At 34.3% G+C, this 17,145-nt stretch carries 7 protein-coding genes; 2 read left to right on the top strand and 5 right to left on the bottom strand.

Features of this window, described 5'->3' with window-relative positions; translation table 11 throughout:
- Positions 1-343 precede the first annotated feature (343 nt).
- Together HHX25_RS00780 and HHX25_RS00775 are read left to right on the top strand one after the other, a co-directional pair.
- Complete coding sequence (locus tag HHX25_RS00780) at positions 344-3,433, top strand: SusC/RagA family TonB-linked outer membrane protein (protein ID WP_169669087.1); 3,090 nt, start codon at positions 344-346, stop codon at positions 3,431-3,433.
- A 16-nt stretch (positions 3,434-3,449) separates the two neighbouring features.
- Complete coding sequence (locus HHX25_RS00775) at positions 3,450-4,961, top strand: RagB/SusD family nutrient uptake outer membrane protein (RefSeq protein WP_169669085.1); 1,512 nt, start codon at positions 3,450-3,452, stop codon at positions 4,959-4,961.
- A 401-nt stretch (positions 4,962-5,362) separates the two neighbouring features.
- On the opposite strand, the gene HHX25_RS00770 is transcribed toward HHX25_RS00775, so the two are convergent.
- The 5 genes from HHX25_RS00770 to HHX25_RS00750 form a co-directional block, all read right to left on the bottom strand.
- Positions 5,363-9,631: a hybrid sensor histidine kinase/response regulator transcription factor gene (locus tag HHX25_RS00770; RefSeq protein WP_169669083.1), complete on the bottom strand. Its 4,269-nt coding sequence runs from the start codon at positions 9,629-9,631 to the stop codon at positions 5,363-5,365.
- A 185-nt stretch (positions 9,632-9,816) separates the two neighbouring features.
- Complete coding sequence (locus tag HHX25_RS00765; protein ID WP_169669081.1) at positions 9,817-11,202, bottom strand: DUF2231 domain-containing protein; 1,386 nt, start codon at positions 11,200-11,202, stop codon at positions 9,817-9,819.
- A 19-nt stretch (positions 11,203-11,221) separates the two neighbouring features.
- Positions 11,222-12,331, bottom strand: a complete 1,110-nt coding sequence (locus HHX25_RS00760; protein ID WP_205957965.1) for a twin-arginine translocation signal domain-containing protein — start codon at positions 12,329-12,331, stop codon at positions 11,222-11,224.
- An 11-nt stretch (positions 12,332-12,342) separates the two neighbouring features.
- Positions 12,343-13,854, bottom strand: coding sequence for a DUF1501 domain-containing protein (locus HHX25_RS00755; RefSeq protein ID WP_169669079.1), 1,512 nt, complete (start codon positions 13,852-13,854; stop codon positions 12,343-12,345).
- A gap of 25 nt (positions 13,855-13,879) precedes the next feature.
- The gene (locus tag HHX25_RS00750; protein ID WP_169669077.1) at positions 13,880-17,119 is read right to left on the bottom strand and encodes a DUF1553 domain-containing protein; all 3,240 of its coding nucleotides are present in this window, start codon (positions 17,117-17,119) and stop codon (positions 13,880-13,882) included.
- Between the last annotated feature and the right edge of the window lie 26 nt (positions 17,120-17,145).

Below are 17,145 nucleotides of genomic sequence, written 5' to 3'. Positions count from 1 at the left end.
TATATTGAATTTTACTTGGTACAAATTGGGTTGTCGATTAACACAAATGTTACATTTGTTAACTTGAAAACGATATAAAAGTATATAACATTTTATAAATATTTATCGGATTAACTTGTTTGTTTTTAGGTGTTTATTTGGTTTTTTAATGGTGAAACTGTATTGTGGTTTTTCGATATATTAACACAATTCTTACAGGAAAACCTCACTTACTTACTCTTTTGGTCATTATGAAAAATTTAAAACTTGAGTGCTAAAATTTTTAAATTTTGAAATATCTGTGTCAATAAATGAGGTTTATTGAAAATACATTTGTCCATAGAATAAACTAAATAATGACCGTATGAAACAAACTAAAAACAAATTACTATTTAAACCATTACAATTAGTGCTTTTTTGCTTTTTTGCTATGGCATTTTGCAATATTTCTAATGCGCAAAGTGTAAACGTAAAAGGAACAATAACAGACAACCAGGGGGTACCATTAACTGGGGCGTCAATAATTGTAAAAGGAACCTCAAAAGGTGCTACAGCCGATTTTGATGGTAGTTATACTCTGACCGATGTAGATACAAATGGTATAATTATTATATCTTATGTGGGGTATAAGACTAAAGAAATACCTGTTAATGGTCAAACGACTTTAAGTGTACAACTAGAAGAGGATCTAGCAACCTTAGATCAAGTTGTCGTAGTAGGTTATGGATCTCAAAAGCGTTCTCAGATTACGGGAGCAGTTGAAACGATCGATACAGAGGCACTTACAAGAACCAATACTGCTTCAATTGATAATGCCCTTCAAGGATTAGCTGCTGGGGTTTCTGTAACGTCTAATAATGCGACGCCTGGAGGAGGTGTATCTGTTCGTATTAGAGGTGCTGGAGGTGTAAATGGAAGTGAACCTTTATATGTTATAGATGGATTTCCCATCTCTGTAGGGGGGAATGAAAACAGTAGTCCTTTATCATCTATCAATCCGCAAGATATTAAATCGATAACGGTTTTAAAGGATGCTGCATCAGCCGCCATTTATGGAACTAGAGCGGCTAATGGTGTTGTTTTGATTACAACAAAACGAGGACGTACAAGTCAAAAAGGTGTTGTAAGTATAAATACAAGAACAGGTTTTCAAAGAGTGGCAAATACACTGGATTTGATGGATGCACAAACTTTTGTGAGAACAACAAATTTAGCTTATCAAAATGCAGGAAGAGCTATTGCTCCAGGTTTTGACAATCCTGAATCTTTTGGAGTTGGTACCGATTGGATCGATACCATTACACAAACAGCACAAATGTCTGATATTCAGGCGTCATTTTCTGGAGGGTCTGAAACTAGTAACTTCTTTTTGTCTTTAGGGCGCTTTAAACAAGAAGGTATTGTTAAAGGCTCTTCTTTCGAAAGAATTTCAACACGTATAAATGCTGATAAAAGAATTTCTGAAAAATTAAAAGTAGGAGCTAGCATTGGTTTCACAAGGTCAAAACAAGATGGTCTGGGAGCTTCTAGAGGGACTAACACAGTACTGTCTTTGGCGACCTTGTTTTACCCGACAATTCCTGTTTATGATGCTAATGGAAATTATGCTCCAACGCCTGCTAATGGTTTTTATAAACCACAGGTAAATCCTTTATTTACGGCTGAAGGACCAACAACACCGCCAATTAGAAATAATTTCCAAGGAAATATTTATGCGCAATATAAAATTATACCAAATTTGGAGTTTAAAACCTCTGGCTTCTATACTTTCAATAATACAGTATCTGAAAATTACGGAAGAATATTTGATTTAGGGGCTGCTGCTTCTACTGAGCAATCAATAGCTAAATCTCAAGTAACAAGCAGTACCTTCTTGATTGAAAATACTTTAAACTATACTATAAATGCTAACAGTCATTCAATTGGACTTTTAGCAGGCCATAGTTTACAACGTAGTAGGTTTCAAAGACTAGCAGTTTCTGGCGAAAATGCTAATGAAGGTGAACCATTAGTTGTTACAAATTTGACTCAAAATTTACAAATCACTGATTTCATTTCAGAGGAGAGCCTGTTATCTTATTTTGGAAAAGTAAATTATAGCTATATGGGTAAATATTTAATGACAGCTATTGTAAGACGTGATGCATCATCAAAATTTGGACGAAATAATAGATGGGGTACTTTTCCTTCGCTATCATTGGGATGGAGAATTTCAGATGAAAACTTCATGCCTAAAGAAACAGCATTATCTGGTTTAAAACTAAGAGCTGGTTGGGGGCAGGTAGGCGCTGATAATATTCAGAATTATCTATTCTCTCCTGTTGTTGTACAAGGGTTTAATTATCCGTTTGGTAACCAAGATGGGGTCGTGCTCTCAGGTTCTGCTACACAAGGTATCGCAAATCCAGATTTAAAATGGGAAACCGTTACACAATACAGTGTAGGTATTGATGCAGATTTTTTTGATAATAGATTAAATCTTGTAGCCGAGTATTATAACAAGACACAGGAAGATGTATTGGTAGGGGTGCCGCAGTCTGCAGTAACTGGTATTTCGAATGGTAAAAATCAAGGGAGTCAAAGACAAAACATAGGAGAGTTGGTAAATAAAGGTTTTGAATTTTCTGCAAATTATGCAGGAAAGGTTGGTGAATTGGAATTTAGTGTAGGTGCTAATTTAACCACTATTCAAAATGAGATACTCAATGTTCCAGCAGCCATTAATAACTACAATTTTAGAGGTGGAAATTTAACACGTACTGAGAATGGAAGAAGCATAGGGGAATTTTATGGACTGGTAGCCGATGGTATTTTTCAAACGCAAGCAGAAGTAACAGCGCATGCTACCCAAAATGTAAATAATGCACCTGGTGATATAAGATATAAAGATATATCTGGACCAGATGGAACCCCAGATGGCATTATTGATGACAATGATAGAACATTTATTGGAAGTCCGATACCAGATTTTATCTATGGTTTTAACTTAAACTTGCAATACAAAAACTTTGATTTTTCTTTACAAGGAACAGGTATGTCTGGTAATGATGTATACAATATTTCAAAAGTTTTGCTAACAGATTATACTAGAAGTGAAAATAAGTTGAATATCACACCGTGGTCTACTAGTAACTCTAACGCCTCTTATCCCAGAGCTATTGCACAAGACGTAGGGAATAGTCAAAATTCTAGTTTTTATGTTGAAGATGGTTCTTTCACGAGGATAAAAGTGATTGAATTAGGATATTCATTACCAACCAACTTGTTGGATAAACTTGGTATTTCACAAGTAAGGTTATATGGTAATGTATTGAACCCATTTACATTTACCAATTATTCAGGAACAGATCCAGAAGTTGGAAATGCTAACGGAAGTAACCTGGCTGCAGGAATAGACAATTTTGTTTATCCAATAGCTAGAGTGTTTTCGGTAGGCTTAAATGCTAAATTTTAATTGTTAAAAAAAGATTATGAAAAAAATTAAATACCTATTCATTTTAATGTTCGTCACTTTTTTATCCTGTGATGAGGACATTTTAGAATTGACTGACAAGAATGGTCTGAATTCCGATAATTTTATGCAGACCGAAAGCCAAGCCATTGATGCTACAACAGCTGCTTATGATCCTTTGAATCATTTGGGGATGTACAAATTAACATTTTTAACTTTAGGAGAAATACCTACTGATAATATTATTAATGAAAATGGAGATGGAAATTTTGGACCCGATATGATCAAATTAAACAGTTATAATTGGGACTCTAATAATTTATATTTTAATGTTAGATGGAATGCAGGTTATAAAGGTATAGCACGCGCTAATTTTGTACTTGGAAATTTAGATAAAGTAACTAATTTCTCTAGTGGAAAAAGAGATGAATTAGAAGGTCAGGCCTTATTTTTAAGAGCATTATATTATTACAATCTTGTGGCTGGTTTTGGAGATATTCCTTTGGTTACAACTTTGTTGACCCCAGCTGAGTTAAATACTATCGAAAAATCGCCTGAGGCTGATGTTTGGGCTCAAATGGAAGAAGATCTTACACGTGCAGCACAACTGTTACCAGCATCTTATCCGAGTGACCAGGTAGGTAGAGCTACTAGTGGGGCAGCTTATGGACTTTTATCTCGTGTTAAATTGTGGACACAGGATTACCAAGGTGCAGAAAATGCAGCGTCTCAAGTGGAAAGCTTGGGGTACCAATTAGTGGCAGCTGAGGATTTTGTTAAGCTTTTTGATGGAAGAATGGAAAACAGCTCGGAATCTGTTTTTGAGGTACAATTAATACCAGGAAGAGGCAATTTTTGGAATGATGAAAAAGCTGAAACTTCACTAATCATGCATATATTTCCAAGAATCTCATGGGCCGTTTATATGATACCAAGGCAAACTGCTACTTATGATGTCGTTGCTGAAGCTTTTGAACCTAATGATATAAGAAGAGAGGCTTCAATTCTTATATCTGGTCAAGATCAAATTTATTATGCTTCTGTCGATCAAACTAGCGTATTCCCAGATTTATCAATACATAATGATTTTAGGCTGGATTTACAGGTAGATGGAGCTTACCAAATGCGTAAATTTTTACCATACGATACAACAAATTGGCAAAGAGGTGGCGCATTTTTTAATCAAGGGACTTCTATAAATATCCCTGTTATTCGTTATTCTGAAGTTATTCTGAATAAAGCAGAAGCACTAGTATTACAGGGTAAAACAGCCGAGGCATGGAATGAGCTTGAAAAAATTAGATTAAGAGCAGGATTATCGATGGCAGGAATTAGTAATAGTGACCAAGCAGCGTTACTTGAGCAGATAAAAAAGGATAGAAGATCTGAACTCATGTTTGAAGGACACAGGTGGTTTGACCTAAAACGTTGGGGGGATCTTGGAGATTTAACTTCAGCTGGATTGAATTATGGTGGACAAACCAATTGGCTAATACCACAACCAGAAAAGGATGTGAATCCAAATTTATAACAGAAGTTAGTTTAGTTTTTTAATTAGTTGTTGAAGCGGGAGAGATCCCGCTTTTTCTTTGGCTTATATTAAGTAACCTGATTTCAAATCAAATACAGAAGTTGTGTGCCGAATAAAATTGTATTTAGTGGACATATTATAAGCGTAAAAACAAGATACACAATGTGTATTCTTGAGATAAAAGGGTATATAACAAAAACCTGTCTTCTTTTGATCTTATAGTTAAAATTATGGTCAAAATTAAAAATAGAATATGACTAACGAATCAGAATCGAACCTGTTTCTCTATTTTTGAAAGGGAGTATAAAGGTGGATAAACTTAAACATTGTAGCTCTCTTTCGCTAAGATGCACTACATTGTTGTTCTTATTCATTTGTTTTTAATTTAGTTTATGTCTAAATCAGGTTGGCCTATTTTCTTTTAAATATTCAGAAGGGGATATGTTATAAACTTTTTTAAAGCATTTTGTGAAATATGATAAGTTGTTAAATCCAACATCAAAAGCAATCTGAGAAATGTTTAAGTCCTTTTCAATCATATATTGCGCTGCTTTTTTGATTCGATATTCACGAATAAACTCGTTTGCAGACATTCCACTAATTGATTTTAGTTTCCTGTAAAGTTGCATTCTACTAAAGTTTAAACTATGCCCTAACTCTTCAACACCAAATTGAGGGTTTTGTAAATTCTCTGATATGATGGCTTCAATTTTACTTAAAAATTCATGCTCAAACTTACTAACTTGAGGGTTGGACTCTTTATTTTGTATTATAGAAACCGAGAATTTTTCTTTTAAAAGGCGTCTCTGTTCTAATAGGTTGTTTAGTGTAACCAGCAAATGTTTTACATGAAATGGTTTTGCAATGTATGCATCTGCACCTACTTCCAAACCTTCGATTCGATGTTCTATAGATGCTCTGGCAGTTAGTAAAACAATAGGAATGTGATTGGTAACATGATTTCTTTTAATGTCATCACAAAATTGAATACCATCTTTAACAGGCATCATTACATCGCTTAAAATAATATCTGGCACATGATCCAACGCTTTTTTTAAGCCTTCATTTCCATCATAAGCTTGTAAAATTTTAAAATCTTTTCCCAATGATTGTTTTATAAAATTCTGCAATTCTAAATTATCTTCAACTACCAATAAAACAGAGGTGTTTGAGTGCTTTATTTTTGAGTTTTCTTTTGTTGTTTCTTTTCCTTTTTCTAAAACAGGCGGTTGTTTATATTTAGGTTCAGGAATATCTATAAAGTCATTTTTAACAGGGTTTGGAGTTGATCTGGATTTGGAATAACTTTTAACCAAAGGAAGCGTAACGATAAATTCACTTCCCACATGTTCTTTACTTTTAACACGTATGTTACCGTTGTGAAGTTCTACTAAGGCCTTCGTATAGGCTAAACCAATACCAGACCCCATAGAACTTGATCGGTTGGAACTGTCAATTTGATAAAATCTGTTAAAAATAAAGGCTACCTGGTTTTTGGGAATTCCAACCCCTGTGTCTTTAACCACAATTTTAATAGAATTATCATTTTTGTTTTTAGTAGTTTCAACTTGAAGGTTTACGTCAACATTTCCTCCTTCAGGAGTATATTTAATACAGTTTGAAATCAAATTATTAATAATTTTTTCCAGCTTGTCCCAATCAAAAAATGACTCCAGATCGGACGCATCACTTTGGAATGTCAATTTAATATTCTGGTTTTCTGCCAAAAAATAAAAAGAATTTACTATTTCTTTTATAAAGCTTATGAGGTCTCCCTTTGTTGCATTTATCTTGACTTCATTGGTGTCAATTTTTCTAAATTCCAGTACTTGATTAATAAGGTTGTATAGGTTATTGGCATTTCGTTCTATAGATACTAGCATGTTTTTTACCTTACCATCAACTCGCTTTGAGGAAATTAAATGTTGTAGAGGCCCTAAAATAAGGGTGAGAGGTGTTTTAAATTCATGAGAAATATTGGTGAAGAATTCTAATTTTACCGTATTAATTCTTTTTATGTTTTCTTGCTCTAATTTTTCAATTTTTAACTTATTTTGATAATCCTGATTGACAACTATGAAATGTCTGAAGAGTAACATAAGTCCAATAGTCATAAGTCCGTATATAGTATACGCCCACCAAGTTTTCCACCAGAGAGGAAGTACTTTTATTTTTAACTCTTTGATTGTTTCATTCCAAATATTGTCATTATTTGAAGCTTTGACTTTAAAGATATAATTACCAGGGTCTAAATTAGAATATGCTGCATAACGTCTTTTTGAATCTGTCTTGTTCCAGGTTTTGTCGAACCCTTCGAGCTTATAGAGGTATTTATTTTGATCTGGGGAGGCATAATGCAGTCCAGAAAATTCAAAAGAAAAGGCATTAAGGCTATAGTTTAAAACAATTTCACTAGTTTCCGAAATAGATTTATTAAGGATTAAATGTCCCTCAATCTCTTCTCCTGCTTTTATGGATTCGTTAAAGATTTTAAAATCTACTATTTCTACTTTTGGAAGAAATCTATTAGGGCTAAAACTACTTGGGTCGAAAGCATTAAAGCCGTTTATACCTCCAAAATACATAAGGCCATTACTTCCTTTACAAAATGCAAACTTTCTATAATTGAAGGCTTGAAGCCCATCATAAGTATTATAGTTTATGAAAGTTTCCTTTTCTGGATTAAATCTATAAATACCATTATTGGAACTAATCCATAAATCCCCTTTTTTATCATCCAAAATACCATATAGTTCGTCATTTGTCAATCCGTGTTTGCTATTAAATCTAACTATTTTTGGATGTTCTTGTTTTAGTTCTTTACTTGGAATTTTGTTTAGCCCACCACCAAAAGTTGCGACCCATATATTTCCTTTTATATCTTCATGTATTGAAAAGACATTATTATTGCTAAGGCTATTGATGTCTTTGGGTTTGTTTTTTATGGTGATGTATTTTATGGGTGAGTTGTTTGAATTTCTAATAATTCTTATCAAGCCGCCTCCATAAGTCCCTACCCATAAATTTCCTTTACTGTCTTCAAATAAATATGAGATATTATTGGAACTTAATCCTTTGCTGCTGGTTGGATTGGTTTCAAAATGTTCTATTTTGGGAAGTTTTGCCCCAAACTCCTTAGGTGAAAACTTCATAAGCCCATCTCCATCAAATGAGCCCATCCAAATGTCTCCAGTTTTATCTTTTAGCATGATAGAAATATTGTTACTGGGTAAATCGCTGGTCTCTTTTGCATAGCTAATAACTTCTATAGCTTCTGAGTTTTTTTGATGTTTAATTTGGTTTAGGCCGTTATCTTCTGTTCCTACCCATAAATTACCGTGATTATCTTCGCAGATAGAAAAAACATTATCACCACTAATACTATTTTTATTATTGTTATCATGTTTGTATCTCACAAATGAGACATTCCCGCCTTTAAGTATTAGCTTATTTAAACCACCATTGTGAGTTCCAATCCAAATGGAGCCAAAGCGATCTTCATAAATATTATTAATAATATTATCACTTAAACTCTTATTGTCTGCAGCATTAAATTTAAAATGGGCTATATTTTTTTTAGTTAATATAACTTTATTGAGCGCACCAGATATAGCCCCAATCCATAGTGTGCCAGAATGATCTTCAAAAATACTTGATACTTCATTGCTGCTTAAACTATTTTCATCCCTTAAGTTCTTTTTATAATTGGTAAAAGTATTTTCCGACTTGTCTAATTTGCTTAAACCTCCATACCTGGTACCAATCCAAAGGTTACCATTGCTGTCTTCAGATAAGGCCGTGATATAATTGTCTGGTAAGCTATTTTGATTATTGTCTTTGTGAAAATATTTTATGAATTTAGAGGTATTCGTTTCATCAATAGTAAGTTTGTTCAAACCATTTTTAGTGCCTATCCATATATTATCATTACTGTCTGTAAACAATTTGGTTACATAATTATTACTTATAGCCTCCTTTTGATTATTGTTTTTCTTAAAATGTTCAAAATGTAATTTCCCCTGTCTATTTATCGATACTTTGTTTAATCCGTTTTTAGTCGCTATCCAGAGATTATTATTTTTATCTTCCGTTATGGACTTAACAACATTGTGCGATAAGCTCCCTTTCTTATCATTATTCTTATAATGTGCAATATTATATCCTTTTCCATTTTTAATTAGTTGGTATAGCCCAGTGTTGGTACCAACCCATAGTGTTTTATAACTATCTTCGTAGATACAATTTGGGACATTGCTTATGGAAAAGAAATTAGAAGCATCTGTAAGTGGGATGTTGGTGAAAAAATTATCTGTGTTTCTATCATACCAGCATAGTCCATTTTTAGTGCCGATCCAAAGTTTGCCATTATGGTCTTCATGTATGCTTAGAATATCGTTGCCTATTAATGAAGAATCATCATCGATGTTTTTTTTGTATAGCTGAAAACGATATCCGTCATATTTATAAAGGCCATTAAAAGACCCAAACCACATATAGCCTTTAGAATCTTGAAAAATGGTCGTTACAGAATTATGAAACAAACCTTCTTTTGGTTTTAATTTTTCAAATTTTAATGTATTATTTTCTAATATAGAAAATTGGCTTTGGGCATGAGGTATAAAATTAAATAGAAAAAAAAAGACGGAAATTATAACAAACTTTATTCTCATTAAATGTATGTGAAGTTAGAGGGGAAAAAGTTACGATTTTATTGTGACTAAATGAAAACCAAAACCCTATATTTGATAGGGTAGATAGGCCAAAACCTCTTTCATCAAAAATGAAAAAGGTATTTTGTGTAGGTTTTCAATTTAAAAGTATGCACCCACTAAATAATAGAGATAAAAATTTAAACCTAAGGCTTAACAATCACTTCAAAAAAGCGTTCAGATTTAGATGTTTCCAGGTCTTTTTCTGAAATATTAGTTTGCCAAGCATAAACCTTTTTTAGGTTTTTCATTTTTGAAAAATAGTCTAAACTCTTTTTTGAGATAGCCGTTTTATAAAGATTGATACTACTAAGGTTTGAAAGATTTTTAATCTCTGAAATACCTGCATCTGTTATATGATTTTTGCTAATAACGATTTTTTGTAAATTTTGAAACTGATTTATAACTTTCATATGTGAGTCATTCAACAGGTTATCTTCTATATACAACCAGAGGATATGATCTTTAATTTTTGATAGTTTTTGAAGTTTCACGTCAAGTTGATTAGTATTTGACTCAATAATTGTATTTGGGGGTAACAGAACTTCATATAAGTTAGATTCGTATACCAGCTCTCGAAGATTAAAGCCTTCAGATAAAATATCGTTTAAAACGACATCATCAATAGCACCCATGGTTGGTAAATCGATTTCCCCTTTTTCCTTTTCACCAAGGCCTAACATATTTGATGCAATTTCCAGTACAGTTTCTGGGGTTTTAACAGTACCAACGTTACTATTAAAATCGGCATTGGCATTGTCAATCCAATAAGATAAGATGGTAATCTCTTCTTCTGTTAATGGTGTTTTTCCCTCTGGGGGCATAAAATCGTCATGATGGGGTTCCAACAAAACGCGACGTATAAGTTCCGATTTAGAGGCATTTCCAGCTATTAAGACTTCTCCATTTTTACCACCTTTTAATATGGATATACTATCGTGCAGCATCAAACCACCTTTCTTTTTATCGGTATTGTGACAACTTGTGCATTTGTTTTCTAAAATAGGGTTGACCAAATAGCTATAAATGTTTGCGTCTTCAACTTTAGCTAGAGGTGCTAGAGCCTGTTTTTTTACTTTACCAAAAGGCGCGTATTTTGTTAAATAATCACTGCCATGGGTAAGATTTCCTCCGTAATGTCCCGTAATACTTAGTAAAACAACAATTAGAGTCAATAAAGAAATATTAGATTTTATACTATTTGGTTTCGAAATATTTATTTTTTCAACACGGATTAACCAGGCTAAAAATGTGATAATTGTAGTAGCAATGCCAAACCAGAAGTGAATGTCTAATGTACTTTCGGAATAGTCTCCACCTAAGGATAGCATATATCCTAAAATACATGCCACTGCAGCACTTATTACTCCACTTAACAAAGCTAAAGGAATAGCTGCTGTTAGTGCAGGGGTGTTTTTCCACTTGCCATAAAGCTCGAGAAGAAAAGCAAAAAATAAAAAACCGATGGGTAAGTGAACTACAAGTGGGTGAAACCTTCCTAAAAATAGGATAAAGTCTGTCGTTTCATTCATAAAATAAATTGTAAATAATTTATACGCGTTCTAATTTTATAGGTGCCGTTTTATTAGCATTCCATTGGCAGATATATAAGTTTTTATCCTCATCAACGCACACATCATGCCCATGTAAAATGGGTTTGTTAGGTAACTGATAAGATTTTTGAAGCTCATCACCTTTATATTCAGGTGCTGTACCTCCAGGATTTGAAACGACTTTATCACCATCTAAAACCGTTACAAAGCCAGTATGTTCTTTCCAGGTCGTTTTACCAATTTTTGGTTGCGACCAGCACACACCTGCATATAAATTATTATCATCTAAAACAGGGCGACAAACTTGCATATTGGGAAGATGTAGCGTTTTTACATACTTTCCATCCAGGGTATACCATTTAAAAGACTGTTCATTTCTAGATGTACAAACGACTAAAGGATTGTTTTTATCTCGATAATCTATAGCAACACCATGGGCATTAGATAATTTATAATTTTCATTAGGATTATCTTTACCGCCCCAATGTCTTATATATTGACCTTTTGAATCGTATTGAATAATATAATCCATACCATAACCATCAGCAACATATATATCGCCATTAGGTCCTATGGCTGTTTCGGTAGGGCAAAAATGATCGCCTGGTTTGTAAACACCTATAGTTTGTGGATGACCTATATCAAAAACAACACGGCCGTCTGTAGTGGTTTTAGAGATACGGCCATTATGTTTGGTCCATTTTCCAGCTTTATTTAAATACCATCCAGAATCTGCTAAAAATAAATAATCTTCACCACCTTCATTCGAAATGGTCAAGCCATGTCCACCAGGATACGCAGTACCCCAATAGTCTAATAATTTTCCAGATTTATCAAAAATTAACACGTTGTTTTGAGGGTGGTCTCCAATCATTATTAAGCGCCCTTTACTGTCCATTTGCATTTCATGGCAGTTTAATAATGGCGTTCTAACAGAACTTAATTGTGCCCAATCGTTTACAACTTTATATGTGTAGTCTCCATGTCCCAATATGACATCTTTTGCGGGTTTACTTTTTTTCAAGATATTAATGGCAAATGAAGGCGTAGAGGCTAGAGCAGCACTAGCTAAGCCAGTTTTTTTTATAAAATTTCTTCTTGACGACATAATTTAAAAGGTTAGGTTAATAAATCTTTGACTACATGGCCGTGAACGTCGGTTAGTCGGTAACGACGTCCCTGGTGCTTAAAAGTGAGTCTTTCATGGTCTATTCCAAAAAGGTGTAACAACGTTGCATGAAAATCATGTACATGAAGCGGATCTTTGGTTACGTTATAGCTAAAATCGTCTGTTTCACCATAAGAAAAACCAGGTTTAACACCAGCTCCTGCCATCCACATGGTAAATGCTTTTGGATGGTGGTCTCTACCATAATTTTGATCAGTTAATTGTCCTTGGGAATATACGGTTCTTCCAAATTCACCACCCCAAATAACGAGCGTGTCATCTAACATACCGCGTTGTTTCAAATCTTTAATTAGTGCAGCAGTACCTTGATCGGTCTTTTGGCACTGGTTTCTTAAACCACCAGGGCAGAAAATATGTTGATCCCATCCTTGATGGTATAATTGTACAAATTTTACCCCCTTTTCTAATAGCTTTCTAGCCATAAGGCAATTGGCAGCATATGTTCCGGGGTCTCTACTGTCTTTTCCATACATTTCAAAAATATGATCAGGTTCGTCCGATGTATCGGTAACTTCAGGAACAGAGGTCTGCATTTTGTATGCCATTTCATATTGTGCCATTCTTGCTTGAATTTCCGGATCGCCATAAGCATCATGCTGAATGGTATTTAGTTTGTCTAAATAATCCAGCATTTTTTTACGGTCGTTACCATCATAATTATCAGGATTATTCAAATATAAAACAGGGTCTTTTCCAGATCTAAATTGTACGCCTTGATGTTCTGTAGGTAAAAAACCATTGCCCCATAAACTTGCTTTTAAAGGTTGCCCTTTTCCATTTTTTGAAACCAAGGTAATGAAAGTAGGTAAGTTTTCATTATCGGAGCCTAAACCATAACTTAACCAAGAACCTATAGAAGGTCTGCCTGGTAATTGATGTCCTGTTTGGAAAAAGGTAATTGCTGGAGTGTGATTTATTTGATCGGTTTGCATGCCTTTCATAAAACATAAATCATCAACGACTTCAGACAAGTGTGGCATAAGCTCACTTACCCAGGTCCTCGATTCGCCATATTGTTTGAATTTGAACAACGAAGGCGCAATAGGCAATGTAGATTGGCTCCCACTCATTCCCGTAAGTCTTTGTCCGCCAATAACAGATTTAGGCAAATCCTGCCCAAACATATCTACCAACTTAGGTTTATAATCAAATAAATCCATTTGTGAAGGTCCACCACTTTGAAATAAGTAAATAATACGTTTTGCTTTTGGCAAATGATGTGGTAATCCTAAGCGGTTTTTATTATAATTAGCTAAAATAGCTTCAGTGCTTTCTGGGGTACCTATAGAACTCCAGGCCTTTTCGGTATTTAATAAACTTCCCAATGCCAATGCACCTAAACCCAAAGATGTTTTCTTTAAAAAATACCTTCGGTCTATTTGTTTTTCAACACTTTGTAAATCTTTGTTATTAGATTTTAATATATCATGATGATCACACATGGCTCAATGTTTTTTGAATTCAATATTATCGTTTTGTTATAAAAGCATCCGAGTTTATAATCGTTGATGCTATAACTGCATTTGCAGCCACTAAGGCTTTATCGTCATTTTGTGCTAGTTTGTGCTCGCCAAGACTGATCCAACCTTCTGCTTTTGCTCCATTTTTTCTGAATTTTTCTAACTCAGATTTCTGTAAACTCTTTAGGATTTCAAGTTCATTAGCATTTATGGTTCTTCCTGTAAGCTTTCTAAATGCTTTAGAGATCCCTTCATCTAAATCTTTATACGTTGTCATTTTTTTACCTAAAACCCTTGCGGCTTCAATGAAAGTAGGGTCATTCAATAATACCAATGCTTGAAGTGGTGTATTGGTTTCTTGCCTTCTCGTGGTACACAAATCTCTTGTAGGAGCATCAAAAGTTGCAATAGTGGGGTGTGGTACGGTACGTTTCCAAACAGTATACATACTTCTTCTGTACAATTCTTCACCTGCTCCTACATGATAAGTATCTCCATTTACTTTCCACAGACCAGGAGGTTGGTAAGGGCTCACACTTTTTCCACCAATTTTTTCACTTAGCAGTCCTGATGCAAATAACGCATTATCTCGAAGCATTTCACCCGACAAACGTTTAGAAGGTCCTCGAGCTAAAAATTTATTTTCCTTATCAAAGCTTAATAGTGATTCATTGGCAATACTGCTTTGTTGATATGTGTTGGACATCATAATTAATTTATGCAGTTTTTTTACGTCCCATCCAGATTCTATAAACTCAATAGCTAACCAATCTAATAACTTGGGGTGACTAGGTAGTTCCCCTTGGTTTCCAAAATCTTCAGAAGTTTTTACAATACCTCTACCAAAAATATTTTGCCAATAACGGTTAACGGTTACTCTGGCTGTAAGCGGGTTGTCTGGGTGTGTTAACCATTTAGATAAACCAATTCTGTTTTTAGGCAAACTGTCTGGAAATGCAAAAATACGCTCTGGTGTATCTGGGAAAACCGAATCGGTAGGCGAATCGTATTGCCCTCTATCCAGAACATAAGCTTGTCTTGGTTTTTCCATTTCCTTCATCACCATAATTTCTTTAATAGGCTCTATGCTATCTACATATTGCGCTCTGCTTTTTTGTAGCTTTTTTAAAGAGTCTTTATAGTTTGAAGATTTTGTTTCAACAAAAAATTCTTCGAGAAGCTTTTTTTCTGAATTGGAAAGCTCACTACTAGACTTCGAGGTTAATTGCTTTAACTGCCCCTTGTCGGTAATTTGAAGCACTTCAAGCGCGGTTAATTCACGATTAAAAACTAATAAATCATCTACAATACCATTTCTTAAACCTTTCCCTCTCCAAATAGCTCCAATTCTTAAACCTGGCTCTGTTTTTCCTGCATAAATCCCAATTGATTGATTATTAAATACGATGTCTTTATAAAGATTATCTACGACGGTTTCGGTTTTTAACTTTTTTCCATCAAGATAAATATTAACACCACTTGCTTTGCTGGATCCATCGTAAGTCATGGTTAATTGAACCCATCTTTCTTTTGGAACATCTATTAAAGACTGTGTAACAATTGCATTATCTGGCCATACATGGGCTAAAAGGGCTTCAATTTTATTGTCTTTAATATTTAAATGATAACCACGATAACTGTGTAGTTCGGGACCCTGCATTTTATGGAAAATCACACCATTTTCAAGATCTTTAGGTATAAATACACGAATGCCAATACTAAAAGCTTCGTTTCTTTTGTAGATACCAATTTTATCCATGTCCATCCAGGTATCACCATCCATATAAAGACCATGACCAGAAGCACCTTCTTTAAAAATTTGCTTTTGGTTATCGGCAAACTGTAGACGCATTCTAATGTTTTTATTCGATGTATTCGGAATTTTATTTATTAAGTTTTTTTGATTAAAGTCAAAATCAGCGACCAAACCGGAAGGCTTTCTATTTGTATTGATACTTTTATAGCCCTCTTTTGAAATCCAATTTGAAGCTTTTTCAGATTCTGAAATAACCACTTTTTCGACTACTTTTTCTTTATCGTCAACTAATTTCTCTAAATAAGTGATAAGTTTTTCTTCTTCTTCGGTAGGCAATAGCATGGTAGGAACAGGTGTAGCTAAATCCCAAGGAATAAGTCCCGTTTCATTTACATTATTAAAGAAACTATACATTTCAAAATGATCTTTTTGAGAGATAGGATCATATTTATGGTCATGGCATTTGGCGCAAGCGACTGTTAGGCCCAAAAATGCTTGGCCTACTGTTGCTGTTCTATCTGAAACATATTCTGAACGGAATTCTTCATCTATAATACCACCTTCAAGATTTTGTGGGTGTAGCCTGTTAAAAGTTGTTGCTAACCTTTGCTCCCTGGTCGCATTAGGAAGCATGTCTCCTGCCATTTGCCATAAAACGAATTGGTCGTAGGGCATATTTTCATTAAAGGATTTTATAACCCAATCTCTCCATGGGGATACGTCTCTAAACCAATCCACGCTATAACCATGAGTATCTGCATAACGTGCTAAGTCCATCCAGTCTAACGTGCGTTGTTCTCCATAAGCGGTAGATGCTAGAAGTCTGTCGATTTGTTTTTCATAAGCATTCTCAGAGGTGTCATTTAAAAAAGCATCCAGTTCTTCAATGGTAGGAGGCAGACCTGTTAAGTCAAGAGAAGCCCTACGTAGTAATAATTCCTTATCTGCTTTTTGGGATAGTTTTAAATCTATTTGCTCTAATTCCTCTAAAACGAAATTATCTATAGGATTAGCGATTTGATTTTCATTTTTGACCTTCGGTATTTCATACTTTTCAGGTTTTATAAATGCCCAATGGTCTTTGTATTCTGCACCATCTTCGATCCATTTTACAAGTACCGCTTTTTCATAATCGGTTAATGTTAAATGTGAGCTAGGTTCAGGCATAACAAGTTTAGGGTCATCGGTCATGATACGATGGAAAAACTCGCTTTTTTCTAGGTTTTTGGGTTTTATAGCATATTTACCTGGACTTTCTGAGAGTTCAGAATAGGCTAAATCTGCGGTATGTAACTGTAAGCCACCTTCAATATTGTCCTTGTCTGGACCATGGCATAAAAAACACTTATCCGATAAAATGGGCTTTACATGTTGATTAAAATCTATTTTTTTAGGAAGTTTTTCATATTCTATATAAACGCTTTTTGGTAAATCTGGTCCACCACAAGCATAGAAAAGTACCATTCCAATTAAAAGGAAACAATATCTCATACCTTATTTTGACTCTGTTTTGTTGC

The sequence above is a fragment of the Flavivirga algicola genome (assembly GCF_012910715.1).
Classification (GTDB): domain Bacteria; phylum Bacteroidota; class Bacteroidia; order Flavobacteriales; family Flavobacteriaceae; genus Flavivirga; species Flavivirga algicola.
Note: the sequence above shows the minus strand (reverse complement) of the source record. Positions and strands in the feature narration are given on the sequence as shown.

Bases quoted from the DNA above. Each gene is read 5' to 3' on its own strand.
- HHX25_RS00780 (WP_169669087.1), top strand. From the start codon at position 344: ATGAAACAAACTAAAAACAAATTACTATTTAAACCATTACAATTAGTG.
- HHX25_RS00775 (WP_169669085.1), top strand. From the start codon at position 3,450: ATGAAAAAAATTAAATACCTATTCATTTTAATGTTCGTCACTTTTTTA.
- HHX25_RS00770 (WP_169669083.1), bottom strand. From the start codon at position 9,631: ATGAGAATAAAGTTTGTTATAATTTCCGTCTTTTTTTTTCTATTTAAT.
- HHX25_RS00765 (WP_169669081.1), bottom strand. From the start codon at position 11,202: ATGAATGAAACGACAGACTTTATCCTATTTTTAGGAAGGTTTCACCCA.
- HHX25_RS00760 (WP_205957965.1), bottom strand. From the start codon at position 12,331: ATGTCGTCAAGAAGAAATTTTATAAAAAAAACTGGCTTAGCTAGTGCT.
- HHX25_RS00755 (WP_169669079.1), bottom strand. From the start codon at position 13,854: ATGTGTGATCATCATGATATATTAAAATCTAATAACAAAGATTTACAA.
- HHX25_RS00750 (WP_169669077.1), bottom strand. From the start codon at position 17,119: ATGAGATATTGTTTCCTTTTAATTGGAATGGTACTTTTCTATGCTTGT.